Origin of the sequence: Methyloferula stellata AR4, assembly GCF_000385335.1 — a bacterium.
Classification (GTDB): Bacteria; Pseudomonadota; Alphaproteobacteria; order Rhizobiales; family Beijerinckiaceae; genus Methyloferula; species Methyloferula stellata.
The window spans coordinates 993945-1009010 of the sequence record NZ_ARWA01000001.1; the positions used below are offsets into that span (position 1 = coordinate 993945).

A 15066-nucleotide genomic window follows, 5' to 3' on the forward strand; every position below is an offset into this window, starting at 1 on the left:
GATCAGCCCGATCTCGCACGCACACTTGGCGCGGGACGGTTCATCGATCAGCTTTTGGAGATTGTCTTCGGGAGAGCCGGCCACGCGATAATATTCTCTTGAGCCGTTTCGTCCGGCACAGCGCTTTCATAAGGCGCTGCATGCATTTGCTGCAACAAGCTGTTGAGTTGCCGGCGGCGATGAAGTTTGGCTGCGTCGCCGAGGATTTCGGCGGCCCATGCAAAGATATTATGTGAATTTACATGATTGCGCATACTTTCCATGCGGGCCATTTGTTCGTCTTCGTTCATGGTCAATGAACGCAAGATACTGTTAGCCATCCCTTCTTCGTCATAAGGGTTGACGATGATCGCATCGACAAGCTCATGCGAAGAGCCGGCAAACTGGCTGAGGATAAGAACGCCGTGTTTGTCGTCGCGGGCGGCGATGAACTCTTTTGCCACGAGATTCATGCCTTCATGCAAAGACGACACGACGCAGACGTCGGCGGCTCGATAGAATCGATAGACTTCAGGCTGGCTGAAACCGCGCTTGAGCAGATGCACGGGTGTCCATGTCTCAGTCCCGAATTTCTGGTTCACTTCGGCGACGATATCGTCAATTTGCCGGTCGATATCGGCATAGGCGGGAATGATGGACCGAGAGGGCGCCGCGACCTGAACGAAACAGACCTTGCCGCGCCAATCCGGATGTCTTTCGAGGAATATGCTGAAAGCTCTCAGCCTCTCGGGAATGCCTTTAATATAGTCGAGCCCTGCGACGCCTAAGATAATTTTGATGGATGGATCGATTTTAAGCTGAGCGACAAGCTGTTCACGACAAGTAGCAAGGCTCGAAACACCCAAGGCGTCGAAATCGGGCCAGGCAATCGAGATAGGATAGGGCCTCACCATGCAGAAGTCCTGGCCGCGTTTGACTGTGTTGCGCTCGCGATCGATCAAGGCCTCCACATAGGTATCGACGCTATCGAGAAAATTATTGCAAAGCAGTTGTGTGTGAAACCCAACGATGTCGGCTGCCAGCATGCCGTCCAGAAACTCACTGCGCCACGGTAGAATCCCGAAGGTTTCGCTGTTGGGCCAGGGGATGTGCCAGAAGCAGATGATCAGGGCGTTCGGCAACTTCTCGCGAATAAGTTTCGGCAGAAGCCCGAAATGATAGTCCTGAATGAAGACGATCGGCGCATCGGATTTGGATTCAGCGACGACCGCCGACGCAAATTTCCGGTTGACCGTTTGATACATTTCCCAGTCGGAGGCGCGGAAACGAGGTTTGATATAGGCCATATTGCAAAGCGGCCAAATTCCTTCGTTTGCGCATCCGGCATAGAACCCCGCTTCCTCCGCCTCGGAGATCCACAGCCTCTTCAATCGGTAGCTGGGATCGTCGGGAGGCACCATGATCGCGCCTTGATCGTCGGCGACGATCCGATCGGTTTCGCTCGTCGCAACGGCGATCCATGTGCCGCGGCATGCTTTCATGATCGGTTCGATCGCGGTCACAAGGCCGCTCGCCGGCGTCGACCATGCGATACCGTCACCCGTTTTGTAATGTGCGTAAGGCTGGCGGAATGAAACAGCGATCAGCTGTTCAGACGGCAAGTGGCTGCGGACGAATTCAAACAAGGTGGCCGCCGACCATTGCGGACCGGTCAATAGCGGGCGCGGCTGCTCGCGCTCGATCTGGCGTATGCGCTGCTGGATGTCGCTTGTGAGTCCCAAGACCTCACGGGGCAATCCGGGCCCGCGTTTTCCGGTACGGATATAATCCCGCAATTCGAGAACCCAGCGACTTAACGTTATACGGGCAACGATCAGAGTTATCAGCGCTGCAAGCAGACTGATGCCGAACACGACCCAAAGGACGTAACGCCGGGTTTGTTCGCTGCGGTGCTCAGCAAACGACATGTCGTGAACGATGATGAGCCCGGCATGCACAGCAGAGCCGCCCGCAGGCGGAGCGTTTGCGACAGGGAATGTCGCCACCATCACCGGGCCGCCTTTAATGGTCTTCATCGTGAATTTCGGCTTGGTAATCCTTGAAATATCGGGACAGGAAATGTCATCGGGAAAATTTTTGTTGCGATATGTCGGCGTGCCCGTGGATTCGCAATAACCGATGCCGATCAGACGTTCGTCTTCGGCCAATTGGGTAAAACGCCGCGTCAGACGATCGGCGCGATCGGTGAAAATATCGGGCAAATCATCCTGGATGGAAGAAAAAACCAGCTTCGAGCGCATTTGGAGATCGGTTTCCGACCAACGCAGGAAAAGCCCGTCCGTCCAAGGCAAGAGTAGATAAGCGACCAGACCCAGAACAAGAGCCAAAGGCATCAAGAAGCGAACGAAAATCATGGGCACTCCGCTTTGGTGCCAAATTCGCGAAAGTCGACGCATTGGATATTTATGTATCTCGGCCCCCTCTGTTTCACCGCACGAAGGCCGCCGCCCGTAAAATAAAGAAGTCCGCGTATTAAAGACCGCGCTCAATTATGTCTTAGATAAGCAAAACTTGTCGCATTTTGGACCGATGCGGCTTTCCTTTGACGCTTAAGCCGTTGATTATAAACCAAGCGTCTTAGAGCGTCGTCGCTGATTTCTTTTTCGCGATGGCGAGCAATTGCGGAACCTGCGCGTGAATCTCCGCTGCGACGCGGCGGTCGAGACGATTGAGCCATTCGCGCGGGATCGCCGTGAGCCCATAGGTGGCGCCGGCCAGCATGCCGGCGATGGCGCCCGTCGTATCGGCATCGCCGCCCTGGTTGACGGTGGCAATCAGACATTCGGCGAAGCTCGCCGTGCCGAAATAAAAATGCAGCACTGTTTGCAAGGTCTCGACCACATAGGCCGAAGACTTGCCCTCGTAGGGCTCGAAGGCAAGCGCCGGACAGCGGTGCTGCAACGCAGCCGCCATGCTACGCAGGGCGTCTTTGTCTTGTCCGGCGAGCAAAGCCTGCATCATATGAACGAGTGTGAGCGAAGCTTCATCCGACAAGGGGTGGTGATGGGTGATGCGGCATTGCGTAAGCGTCCAGGCTTCGGCTTCGACGGGATGGCCAAGCGTCGCAAGCGCAACGGGGAGCACGCGCATTGCCGCGCCATTGCCGGCATCGCCTTCCGAAAATACCCCGTTCATCGTGCCTTGCGTGATATAGCGGCGGATACCGCGCCGGCATGTATTGCCGACATCGACCGGCCCGGCCTTCAGCCAGGTCGCGAATTCCTCGCAAATATCCTGCGTGTCGAAACCGGCGCGCCGCACCAGGGATCGGCCGAGCGCGAGTGCCAGTTCCGTGTCATCGGTCACCTGTCCGGGTCTCAGACGCAGCCACCCGCCGCCGACGATCTTCTTGAGCTCTCCGTGGCGTGCGACGATCTCGGCCTTGCTCATGAATTCGACGGTTGCGCCAAGCGCATCGCCGACGGCAAAGCCTAAAAACGCAGCGAGTGCGCGCTCCATCACATTCGCATCGCCCTGATGCGCCGGCATAATTAGAGATGACTCGCCGCGACGCGATATTCGCCGCCGATCACGAGATATTCGGCTTCGCCCTTCAGGCCATGCATCGGGAGAAGCGTATTGAAAAAGACAAGCTTGGCGAGCGGCACGTCCACGGTCAGGATAATGTCGCCGAAGCAGCAGGCAACTTCGCGGTCGCTCGAAAAAGAGGCGAGATTGTTGAGCCGCATCACCACGCGATCCTTGTCGTTTTCCACCTGGATTTGATGTTCGTCGAAGGCATTGATGCCGCGATAGAGCGTGATGTGAGTCTGGTTCGGGGCGACCATGTTTTCCAGAGTCCATTGGCAAAATTCATAGAGAAGATCGAGCTGAGTATAGATCGTATTATTGTGGAACCGGCTCGACATTTTTTCCATGACATAGGTGGCCCAGGCGCCGCCCGAAATCCGGCTGATCATTTCCTTGTGGTAGGTTGGGAAAATGCCGAAGCGGCTTTCGACCCAGCCCTTGAGCACGGCGCCTTCGGGTCCATTGCTGTCTATGCCCCAGCCTTTGATCAATTGCAGAAAGGACGAGCGGTAGCGCCGGGCCTGGCTGCGGTTCTTGTCGTCGCGCTGCTGCGGGTCGAGACCGAACATCGCATACATATAAGAGTTGAAAGCTTCGCCCGCCTCCTTCAGATCGGCCGCGAGCTGAAGCATTTTGAAGAGATTGTCGTTCATCTCGCGGGCGCCGGAAATATGCACCGGCATAGGCTGGTCGTTGAAGTCGCAACTGGCCAGAAAATCCGTGGGCAGGCCCACGAGGTTTGAAGAATGCCCCACCGCTTTCAATATGCTTGCCATGCCTATCGCTGCCACGGCATCGCGAGACGGGTCAAGCCCCGGTCTTTACTCGCCTCCTGCCTTCGTGTACCTCTTTTCCGCAATGAGCCCGGTGCAGCATTGCTGTGCCGGGCTTTTCGCGCTTTTCCGCAGGGATTGAAAGAGTCTAAAAATACATGGCGAATGTGGTGGTGGTCGGCGCCCAATGGGGTGACGAAGGCAAGGGCAAGATCGTCGATTGGCTGTCGCTTGAAGCCGATGTCGTCGTGCGCTTTCAAGGCGGTCATAATGCCGGGCATACGCTCGTCATCGGCAATCAGACCTATAAGCTCGCGCTCCTGCCGTCGGGCATCGTGCGGCCGGGCAAGCTTTCGGTCATCGGCAATGGCGTCGTGCTCGATCCGCATCACCTTGTCGATGAAATTGCCAAGCTCGCGGGCCAGGGCATAGAGGTCAGCCCGGCCAATCTCAAGATCGCCGAGAATGTCACGCTGATCCTGAGCCTGCATCGCGAGCTAGATGCGCATCGCGAACAGGCCTCGACCGACGCCGTCAAGATCGGCACGACGAAGCGCGGCATCGGGCCGGCCTATGAGGACAAGGTCGGCCGCCGGGCCATCCGGCTCATGGATCTGGCCGAGCTCGATACGCTCGATGAAAAAATCGCGCGGCTTCTCGCCCATCACGAACCTCTGCGCCGCGGTCTCGGCTTGGAACCGGTGACGGCGCAGACCATCCGCGATGAACTGACCTGCGTCGCCCCCAAAGTACTTCCCTTCATGGACACGACCTGGGACCTTCTCGAAACCGCACGGCGCGACGGCAAGCGCATTTTGTTCGAGGGTGCGCAGGGCGCGCTGCTCGATGTCGATCACGGCACCTATCCTTTCGTCACGTCATCGAACACGGTCGCCGCCAATGCCGCGACAGGCTCAGGCCTGGGGCCGAAGGCGATCGGCTATGTGCTGGGCATTGCCAAAGCCTATACGACGCGCGTCGGCGGCGGTCCTTTCCCGACCGAACTCACCGATAAGACCGGCGAACTGATCGGCGATCGCGGCCATGAATTCGGCACCAATACGGGACGGCGGCGGCGCTGCGGCTGGTTCGACGCCGTGCTTGTGCGGCAAGCCGTGAAGACCTCGGGGATTGATGGAATCGCACTGACCAAACTCGATATTCTGGATGGTTTCGAAGAGATCAAAGTTTGCGTCAATTACAAGCTCGATGGCGCTTTCATCGATCACCTGCCGGCGAGCCAGGCGGCGCAGGCGCGAATCGAGCCGGTTTATGAGACGATCGAAGGGTGGGAAGGTACGACGGCAGGCGCAAGGTCTTGGGCCGATCTTCCGGCGCAGGCGATCAAATATGTGCGCCGCATCGAGGAATTGATCGAGGCGCCGGTCGCGCTTCTTTCGACAAGCCCGGAACGTCTGGATACAATTCTCGTCCACAATCCTTTTCAGGATCGCTAGAGCAGGATCCCGAAAAGTTGCAGACTTTTTGGACAAGATCATGCGTCAAAACAAAGAGCGGAACGCGAAGCCCTTCCAGACCGGCGAGGCCGCCGCGATCCGGTCTGTAGCCGTAGGGGCGGATGACATGGCGCGGGGATTTTGCGGCTTTTCGGTGCCTGCTCCTAACGTCTTGAAAAAATTATAGTCTGCGTCCATGGGATTGACGGATCAAACAGGGGATGCTCTGAAACCGAATGGCTGAATATTATCCGTTGCTTGCCAAGGCTGTCTCTGGCCTGCCGGATTCCACACCGGCGATGCGTCACGCCGTCTATGAACGGGCGCGCAAGGCGCTGCTTGGGCAATTGCGCGCGCTTCAGCCGCCGGTCCCCGAAGCCGATATCGAAAAAGAGAGTCAGGCGCTCGACGTGGCCGTCGCCCGGCTCGAAGCGGAATATGCCGCCGCACCAGTGCCGGATGAGGTGAAGGAAGCGCCGCTCGCTTCGCCCCCTGCCGGGCAAGCGCCGGCTCCGCCAGCGACCCAGGCTCCGCCTCCACTACGGCCTGCCGAGCCCCGGCAAGTCCCGAGCGCGCCGCCGCCGAGCATGCCGATCCGGCCGCGTATCGCCAAAGTCGCGCCAGCCCCGCCGCCCGCCGGTTTCGATGAGGCGAAAAAGGACGAACCGGCCGAAGAGCCGAAAGACCGGGCTTTCGCGGCTGCGAATACATCCTCGTTCCCGCAAGCGGGCGCTCAAGGCCCGATCCCCGGCGTCGCCAAGATACGTCCGGAACGGCAAAGGCCGATCGCGCCGCAGGCCCCGAGCGTCAAACCGAATTCAAAAGGCCTGTGGATCGTGCTCGTGGTCATCGGGCTTATTGTCGCGGGCGTCGCCGCGACCGCGTGGAAATTGCGCGACAAGCCCGAGGATCTGGCGAAGCTCAAGACCATCCAGGCCCAACAGACCGAGACGAGCGGCAAGATTGTCGGCCGCGTCGGCGACAGCGAGCAATCGAAGGCGGCGGCTCCGGCTGCCGGCAGCGCGGCGCAATCTGCAACAGACACCAATGTTCCGGTCACCTATCGCGCGGCTTTGCTCGTTCAGGCGCCGGAGGAGCAGAACAAGGTGAAGACCTATTTCGGCACCGTGATCTGGCGTCTCGACAATGTCAGCAATGGTCCGGGCGAACCCTTGGGGACCGCCATTCACGCCAATATCGATATTCCTGAGGACAAGCTTCAGATCGCGATGACTTTGCAGAAAAACATCGATGCCAGCCTTCCGGCCACGCATACGATGACGATCGTCTTCACCATTCAGCCATCGACGCCGACCGGCGCCGTCAAGCAGATCGGCCTTCCGCAATTGCGCAAGGAAGATACGCCTAATGGCGAAGCGCTCTCCGGTCTGCCTGTGCCGATCATGGAGAATTCCTTCTTGATCGGCCTCGCCAAGGGGACATCGGAGGCCAATAATCTCGATCTTTTGAAGACGCGGCAATGGATCGATATTCCGATCCAACTTGCCAACGGACGCATTGCGAAACTCACCTTTGAAAAAGGTGTCGCCGGGCAACGTGCCATAGATGATGCCATCACATCCTGGCAGGCGCAGTAAAAACGTGATGCACAATCCATCGTGCGCGAACCTTCTCCCTGTGGGAGAAGGTGCCGAGCGAATGCTCGGCGGATGAGGGGGTTACGCCCCCTCATGGTGTGATTGTAACCCCTCACCCGGCTGCTTCGCAGCCACCCTCTCCCACAGGGAGAGGGTCAGCGCACAGCGCTAATTCTATTCCAGCCGTACGAGCACGCTGTCCGATGCACCCTTGGCATCGATGACCGAAACCCGCGCGAAGCCCGCGCCATCCGGCGTCCAGGCGGATTGACGGCGCAGATCGGCAGCGCCGAGTGGCGTGCCATTGACGATCCAGGTCAAGGGTGGCACCCCGCCTTGCGCCTTCAAAGCCAAAGCGGTTGAAGTGTCGCCTTTGGTCAGCCCGAGATCGACTCTGGCGCCATCCGGCGGATAGGCGATCTTCAAGGGCGCCATCGCCGCCGCCGCGAATGTTTTCGGCGCGTCCTTGCGCAAATGCCGCAAAGGCGGTGGCAAAAGGCTTGTCGTAGTGATCAAGGCATTGCGCGGTGCAGCGAGAAATTCATAATCGTCGCCAAGCCGCGCGAAAGCGTCGAAAAGGATGGGTGCCGCGACCTGCCGCCCGACAAGACCTGGCACGGCCGCATTGTCGGGCCGGCCGATCCAGACCGCGATCGTATAGGCCTTGTCGAAGCCGACTGCGAAAGCATCGCGAAAGCCGTAAGACGTCCCGGTCTTATAGGCGATGCGTCCGGCAGGCGCGTTGAGCGGCGGCGGGGCGCCGCGCAGAATATCGGCGACATACCAGGCAGCGACCGGCTCTGCGATGCGATGGTCCTCTAAATCCTGCCCTTTTATCTGGTCCGATTTTTCGATCAGGTCCGGCACGCTGCCGCCGCGCGCGAGCCCGGCATAGAGCCGCGCGAGATCGGACAATGTAATGCCGAGCCCGCCAAGGCCGACCGCCAATCCCGGCGCCGCATCGGGCGAAAGCGCGATGGTCGCGCCGGCATTGCGCAGGCGTGCGAGAAATTGCGGCGCGCCGACTTCGGAGAGAAGCTCGATCGCAGGGACGTTCAAGGAAAGCTGCAAGGCGCGCCGCGCCGTGACCGTGCCCTGATAGGAGAGATCGAAATTTTGCGGCGCATAAAGCCCATAACGCGACGGGCGGTCGTCCAGAATGGTTTCCGGATGCGCGATGCCGTTTTCGAAAGCCAAGGCATAGATGAAGGGCTTCAGCGCCGAGCCCGGCGAACGCATGGCTTGCGTCATGTCGATGGCGCCAGCGCGATCCTGCGAGAGATAATCGGCGGCGCCGACATGCGCGAGCACCGCGCCCGTCGCATTGTCGACGACGAGGATCGCCGCCGATAATTTGGGCCCGAGCCGTGCCGCGCCATCATGCGCGAGGCCTTCCAAAGAGGCTTGCAGCTTGGCATCGAGGGTGAGCTTGATAACGCGGCTCGTAGGATCTCCACGCAATGCCTCTTCGCTCGCGTGTGGCGCGAAGGCTGGAAAGGCGCGCCTTTGCTGCGGTACGGGCTCGGCGCTCGCCATCTCTTGTTCGGCGTTGGTAATCACGCCTGCCTCGGCCGCGCGGACGAGAACCTTGTCGCGCGCAATGCGAGCCGCTTCGCCGAAATGATCCGGCCGCCGCGTCTCGGGCGATTGCGGTAAGGCGACGAGCAATGCGGCTTCGGCAACCGACAAGCGCTTCGGCTCCTTGCCGAAATAGGCGAGGCTCGCGGCGCGTATGCCTTCGAGATTGCCGCCATAGGGTGCGAGCGCCAGATAGACATCGAGCACCTGGGTCTTTGTCGCGTGCCGCTCGATCTCCAAGGCGCGAACGATCTGGCGCAATTTGACGGCGAGCGAACGCTCCTCGCGGTCGCGCGGCTTCGGACTAGCGTCGTCGTCACGCGGGAGCTCAACCGCCGTGCTTTGAGTCCGCGCCAGCAGCCGCGCCACCTGCATGGTGAGTGTCGAGCCGCCCGACACGATATGGCCCGTCGTCATCCATTGCACGGCGGCGCGGCCGAGAGCTTTGTAATCGACGCCGTGATGGGTCTCGAACCGCCTATCCTCAAACGCCAGCAGCATGGATAGAAAGCGCGGATCGACATCTTTCGCCAAGACGGGCAGGCGCCAGCGGCCGTCTTGCGTCGTGAAGGCGCGCAGAAGCTTGCCGTCACGATCGACGACGACAACGGAGCCGCGCTGTGCTTCGCTGAGATCAAGCGGTCCGATCGACTGGCGATAATGGATCGCGGCCGCGGGAATGCCGAGCCCGAGGCCCGCCACCGCAAGCATCGCGATAGCGATCTTGCGGCGCCCGGTCGTCTGGCGGCCTTCTGTCATTTCGTCTCCGCGATATCGACGGACCCGAAGGCGGTGCGGCCGAATCTCTGCGGCCGGTACATGTCTTCGATGGTCGCGGGCGGCAGCACGTAATGGCCGGGCGTCACCGCGCGGACGATATAAGCAACCGAGAAAGTCGCCTTGTCCGCGCCGTCGCGCTGGAAGGCCGCGACGAAACGATCGTCGCGATATTCCGTATGCACCGGCTCGACATCCTTCTTGAGCCAGGACAGGGCCTCGATGGAACCGCCTTGAAACAGATCGGGATTGTCGATTTCGAGGCCGGCGGGCAAAGGATCGACGAGCAGAAGCCGCGCATAGGCCGCTTCCATCTCGGTGACCTTCAAGGTCACGACGAGCCGGTCGTTCTGCTTGATCGTGGCGGGATCGATTTTCTTGCCCGCCAGCGAATAATAGGCGCGCTCGACCTGATAGCCTTGGCTGGCCGCAGGCTCCGGCGAGGACGGATTGCCGGCAGTCGTCAAGACAAGGCGCACCGGCGCCTGTCCACTATTGCCGATCGTGACGCTTTTGCCGTCGAGCGCGTTGCCTTTCCAGGTCTGGTAGAAGGAGCCCTTATGCGGTGCGCCGTCGATCGAGAGCACCATCGAATCGGCCTCTTTCGCCAAGGCTTCGGCGGCGAGCACCATCCAGGCGTTTTCCTGCGTGCTCGTATAGGTCGAGGCTGCACGCGCGGCCTCGACAATGTTCGACGCATTATGGATGGCGGCTTCGGACGCGCCGGTCTCGACGGCGAGCGCCAGGAGCCCCGCGCCGTCGCGAAGCCGCGAGCCGTAATCCTCGCGCGAATAGACGATGTCTCGTGCGGAGGCTAGGCTCTCGTTCGCCTTGGTGAAGACGGCGAGCGCGCGGCCGCGATCGCCCAAAAGCGCCAGGGCGGCGGCCAATTGCGCACGGGCCAAGGGGCTGTCGAACTTATCGAGCTGCGTATCGGCAAGATAACGCAGATCGCCCATCACCGGCCGCCCGTTGCGCGCCAGCACATAGGCTGCATAGGCGATCGAGGCGCTTTGACCGGCTTCGATCGTCGTCGCATTGGCAACGTGATTGCGCAGCTTTTCGAGTGCGAGATCGAAGGCCTTTTGCGGTACCGCGAAGTTGTTTTCCCGCGCCCGCGTCAGGAAGTCGGTGACATAGGCGTTGAGCCACATGTCTTCGGCGCTATCGGCCGACCAAAGGCCGAAGGCGCCGGTCGAATCCTGCCGCGCCAATTCGCGCTGGATGGCGTCGCGGATGCGCTCATCTATGCTGGTGTCGAGCGCCAGCGCCGCGGCGCTCGCGATCTTATTGACATAGAGGAGCGGCATGGCGCGGCTGACCGTCTGTTCCGAACAGCCGTAAGGATAGCGGTCGAGTTCCTGCAACAGCGCCGGCACGTCGAGCCCCGCGAAAGGCGAGACCGAGACGGAGATCGCGCCGGTGCCGGGCACCACATCGGCGACGAGATCATCGCTGATCTTGAGGCTCGCGCCCGAAGCCAATGTCCGGACCTCGCGGCGATAGAGCCGCGACGAGCCGGGCTCCAGATTGAAGGCAAGGGTCTGCGGCGCGTCGAGGCCGGGGCCCGTCAGCCTCACATCGACGGAGGCCTCGCCGACGCCCGCCGCCGTCACCGGGATCGCGACGGAGGCCCGCGCACCCGCGTCGAGCTTGATGGTCTTGTGCAAAGAATCGGCGGCGATCGTCAGCGGTCCATGCAGATCGAGATCGAGCGTGTAATCGCCTGGCTTGCCTTCGACATTGTCGAGCTGCAGATGGAACTGCGAGCGGTCGCCGAGCGCGAGGAAGCGCGGCACGGTCGCCTGCATCACGACATTATCGCGGACGATCACATCCATGCTGGCATTGCCGACCTTGCCCTTCGACCAGGCGGCGGCCATCAACCGAACCGATCCGTTGAAGGCTGGCAGATCGAAGGTGATCTGCGCCTTGCCGTCGGCCCCGACCTTGACGACGCCGGAATAGCGCGCCAACGGCTCCTGCGTGGGGCGATTGCCTTCCATCGCGCCCGCGCCGTCGCCGCCGGAGCGGATGGCGCCGCGCGTGCCTTGCATGCCGTCGATCAGAAGTCCGTAAAGATCGCGGATCTCCGCGGACAATTGCTTCTGGCCGTCGAAATAGGCGTAAGGGTCCGGCGTCTCGTAATGGGTGAGATTCAATATGCCGATATCGACGGCGGCGAGAGTCACATAAGCCTCTTCGCCGGATGCGAGACCCTTGAGTTCGATGGGAATGGTTAGAGGCCCGCGCGGCGTCACCTTTTCGGGAGCTGCGAGCGTCACACCGATCTTATGTCCCTCCTCGTCGAGGCCGAACCAGGCTAGCCCAAGCGCACGGCCCGGCATGCGGTTTGCAGCCTTGTCGAGCGGGCGATGCGCCAGCGCCACGACATAGGCGCCGGTTCCCCAATCCTTGCCGACGGGGATCGTCGCGTGATTGTCGCCGGTCTGAAGATCGAATGTGGTCAGATATTCGAGCTTCTCGCTGAGGATCGCGACCGTCGCCTTGCCGGCGAAGCGCGAGGCGATATTGAGCTTCAAATCTTCGCCCGGCTTATAATTTGTCTTGTCGATCGTGACGTCGAGAAGATCGGGCGTATCGGCCGAGGCATCGCCCGACCAGCCAACGTAAAAGCTCACGCTCGTTGGCGCATCCGTGCCCGCGTCGCTTGCGACATCGAGCCTATATTGGCCGAGCGCGACGGGCGATGAAATCTTCGCCGCCGCATCGGTTGCGAGATCGATCTTGCCTTGTGCGACGCGCTTCGAGGATTTGACCCGCTCGAAGCCCCAGCGGCCGTCCTGATTATACCATTGATAATCATTGTTGACCTTATAGAGCGACCAGGTAACGCCTTTGCGCATGGCGCGATGACCGTCGGCGCCGACGGCGATCACGTCGAATGTCGCGATCGCACCTTCGCCGAGGCTGTCGAAATTCTTTTTAACGCCGATCAACCCGCCTTTCGGCAGAATCGGCAGGGTGAGCACGCGCTCGACCGCGCGGCCTCCTGGCTCGCCGGCGCGCAGAATGATCTTGGCTTCGAGCGGCCGCGAGGCCGTGACGTCTGGGATCGGCACGGATAATTTGGCATTGCCCTTGGCATCCGTCGTCGCCGGCTCTTCGATATCGTTGTTCACATTCTCGAAGGTCTCGTCGGCGAGCCCGACCTCATAGCCTTTCAAGGCCGGCAGTCCCGACGTATCCGTCGCGTGAACCTGCACCTCGCCGGAAATTTCGAGATTGGCGCCGGGCGCGCCGTAGAGGTAGCGGGTTTGCGCCGCGATCTCGACCGGCTCGTTCGCGCGCACGGCTTCGGCCGCGGCGGTCACCGTGAAATCGAGGCGCTCGGGCACGTAATCTTCGACAAGGAAGCTCGTCTCGCCGATCGCCTGCTGCTTCGGGTCGGCATAGACATTGATATGCCAGGTGCCGGTCGAGGCATCCGACAACAGCGCCAGCGCATAGCTGCGCCCGCCCGCGCCCTGATCTTCGACCTGCGTGCGTCTATATTCGACGCCGTCCGGCCGCTTGACGACGAAGGTCAAAGGCAGGCCCGTCGCGGCGACGCCCTTGGCATCGCGCAGCAGCATGGTGGTGTAAACCGTTTCGCCGGCGCGATAGACGCCGCGTTCGGTGAAAACCTCTGCGTCGAGAGCGCTTGGCGCGACGCGGCCCTTGACTCCGCGATCGGTCAGATCGAACGGCGTCTGGCCCAGATCGAGAAACCCGTAATCGCCTTTGCCGTCCTGCGCGACGACGAGGTTCGGCGCAAGGCCGCCGGTGCCGCGCGACAGACCCGGGTCGAAGCGCACATGGCCGTCGCCGCCGGTCGATTTGGTGGCGAGCACTTCATTGTTGCGGGCAATCAGCCGCAACTCGATCTGATCGAGCGGCGCGGCACTCGCGAGCGAGCGCACGAAGACATGCACGCCGTCCGTGCCGCTGAAAGCGGTCAGGCCGAGATCGGAAACGACGAACCATTGCGTCGCGGTAGAGCCGCCGCCGACCTCATCGTCATCGCTGGCGATCGGCTGCCCGTCGGCGGGCTTCGCCGCCATGATATAAATGCCGGGTTCGAGCTTGCCGACGGCTTCGAGCACCGGAAACGCGGTCGTCACATCCTGGTTCAGCGCCGATTTCGTCTCGAGTGTGCCGGACCAGATCTTGACGCCGTCCTCGTCGATATAGCGCTTGATGCGATAGGAGGACATTTGTCCGAGGAAATCGTCGGAGCGCACGGTTGGCAAAAGATTGCGGTCGCCGACGCGCAGCACATCGACTTGCACCTTCTGCGTATTGACGGAAACGACCGGAATGCCCTCTTGGCCGACGCGCGGCAAAACGTAATTCTTGCCGGTGAAATGAACCTGCGGCGAACGATCCCGCACGTAGATTTCATAATCCGCCGATTTCAAAAGATTTTCGCCGACGGCGGAAGGCAGCCCCTGGCGCAGCACGACGGCATAATGCTCGCCATGTTTCAGGCCTTCGACGCAAAGCTGCTGGTCTTCCGTCGTAATCGCGGCATTGGAGGCACCGGAGACCGCGATGTAAGGCGCGAAATCGACCTTGCCGCGTGCAAGCGGATCGGAGAACTGGAAACACGCGCGGGGCGCAGCGGATTCGTTGTCGACCTTATAATCGAGAATCCGGAAGCCGTATTTCTCGCGCTCTTGCTCATAGGTCTTGCGCACGCCGGGCAAGTCGACGAGATCGAGGCTGGCATGGTAGGCGTTCAGCGACGGCCGCCACAGTTCGCGCCGGGCATAGACTTCGCCAAGCCAGGCGAGCGCGGTTGCCTCATCTTGTTTCGTCGCGGCCCGCTGATAGGCGATATAGGCCGCCGTCGTCGCATTCAGGCTCCAAGTGTAGGAATCGTTCATCCCGAGCAGGGCGTGCGAATAGGTGAGCCATGCTTGCCCATCCTTGACGTTCGGCACGAGGATCGCCGCATAGATTTTGCTGGCGGCCGTCCAGTCCTTGCGAGCGACCGCCGCTTGCGTATCCTTGCGCAATTGATCGGGCGTTTTCGCAGCGAGCGCGCCCGCGTCCTTCTTGACCTGATCTTCGAGACGGATCGCGTCGCTGGCGAGATCGTCGTTGGTGAAGGCCTTTTGCGCATAGGCACTATTTGAAAAAAATGCCGCGCTGGAAAAACAGGCTAACGCAAACATCAGATAAATAAAGATCAGCTTGCGCATTGTCCTCTCCTCGGGGCAATTATTGCGGCCAATTATTTGCAGCAACGTGATTAAGCAATCGATCCAACTATGATCCTGCAAATTACGTCCGCTCTGTGTCATCATGCACTTTGTAGTGACATTAGTTTCGTCAAAATAGATCATT

General features: G+C 60.6%; 7 protein-coding genes. 2 read left to right on the forward strand and 5 right to left on the reverse strand.

Translation table 11 applies throughout. The features are described from left to right. Positions 1-47: 47 nt before the first annotated feature. The 3 genes from A3OQ_RS21335 to A3OQ_RS0104960 form a co-directional block, all read right to left on the reverse strand. Entirely contained in the window at positions 48-2354 is a 2307-nt protein-coding gene (locus tag A3OQ_RS21335) for an alpha,alpha-trehalose-phosphate synthase (UDP-forming) (protein WP_020174258.1), read from the reverse strand. 223 nt (positions 2355-2577) lie between these two features. Continuing rightward, positions 2578-3489: an ADP-ribosyl-[dinitrogen reductase] hydrolase gene (gene draG / locus A3OQ_RS0104955; protein ID WP_020174259.1), complete on the reverse strand. Its 912-nt coding sequence runs from the start codon at positions 3487-3489 to the stop codon at positions 2578-2580. Positions 3490-3491: 2 nt separating this feature from the next. Next, a complete protein-coding gene (locus tag A3OQ_RS0104960) occupies positions 3492-4307 on the reverse strand; it encodes an NAD(+)--dinitrogen-reductase ADP-D-ribosyltransferase (protein ID WP_020174260.1) in 816 nt (271 codons plus the stop codon). Positions 4308-4462: 155 nt separating this feature from the next. Between A3OQ_RS0104960 and A3OQ_RS0104965 the strand changes: the two genes are divergently transcribed. Together A3OQ_RS0104965 and A3OQ_RS0104975 are read left to right on the forward strand one after the other, a co-directional pair. Then, positions 4463-5761: an adenylosuccinate synthase gene (locus A3OQ_RS0104965; RefSeq protein ID WP_020174261.1), complete on the forward strand. Its 1299-nt coding sequence runs from the start codon at positions 4463-4465 to the stop codon at positions 5759-5761. 236 nt (positions 5762-5997) lie between these two features. Further along, complete coding sequence (locus tag A3OQ_RS0104975; RefSeq protein WP_020174263.1) at positions 5998-7359, forward strand: hypothetical protein; 1362 nt, start codon at positions 5998-6000, stop codon at positions 7357-7359. Positions 7360-7533: 174 nt separating this feature from the next. Here A3OQ_RS0104975 and pbpC read toward each other — a convergent pair whose 3' ends face one another. Then, positions 7534-9696 (reverse strand): penicillin-binding protein 1C, encoded by a 2163-nt coding sequence (gene pbpC / locus A3OQ_RS0104980; RefSeq protein WP_020174264.1) that lies wholly within the window; start codon positions 9694-9696, stop codon positions 7534-7536. Next, positions 9693-14921, reverse strand: coding sequence for an alpha-2-macroglobulin family protein (locus A3OQ_RS0104985; RefSeq protein WP_020174265.1), 5229 nt, complete (start codon positions 14919-14921; stop codon positions 9693-9695). The genes pbpC and A3OQ_RS0104985 overlap by 4 nt, the downstream gene beginning before the upstream one ends. Positions 14922-15066: the final 145 nt, after the last annotated feature.

Bases quoted from the DNA above. Each gene is read 5' to 3' on its own strand.
- A3OQ_RS21335 (WP_020174258.1), bottom strand. From the start codon at position 2,354: ATGATTTTCGTTCGCTTCTTGATGCCTTTGGCTCTTGTTCTGGGTCTG.
- draG (WP_020174259.1), bottom strand. From the start codon at position 3,489: ATGCCGGCGCATCAGGGCGATGCGAATGTGATGGAGCGCGCACTCGCT.
- A3OQ_RS0104960 (WP_020174260.1), bottom strand. From the start codon at position 4,307: ATGGCAAGCATATTGAAAGCGGTGGGGCATTCTTCAAACCTCGTGGGC.
- A3OQ_RS0104965 (WP_020174261.1), top strand. From the start codon at position 4,463: ATGGCGAATGTGGTGGTGGTCGGCGCCCAATGGGGTGACGAAGGCAAG.
- A3OQ_RS0104975 (WP_020174263.1), top strand. From the start codon at position 5,998: ATGGCTGAATATTATCCGTTGCTTGCCAAGGCTGTCTCTGGCCTGCCG.
- pbpC (WP_020174264.1), bottom strand. From the start codon at position 9,696: ATGACAGAAGGCCGCCAGACGACCGGGCGCCGCAAGATCGCTATCGCG.
- A3OQ_RS0104985 (WP_020174265.1), bottom strand. From the start codon at position 14,921: ATGCGCAAGCTGATCTTTATTTATCTGATGTTTGCGTTAGCCTGTTTT.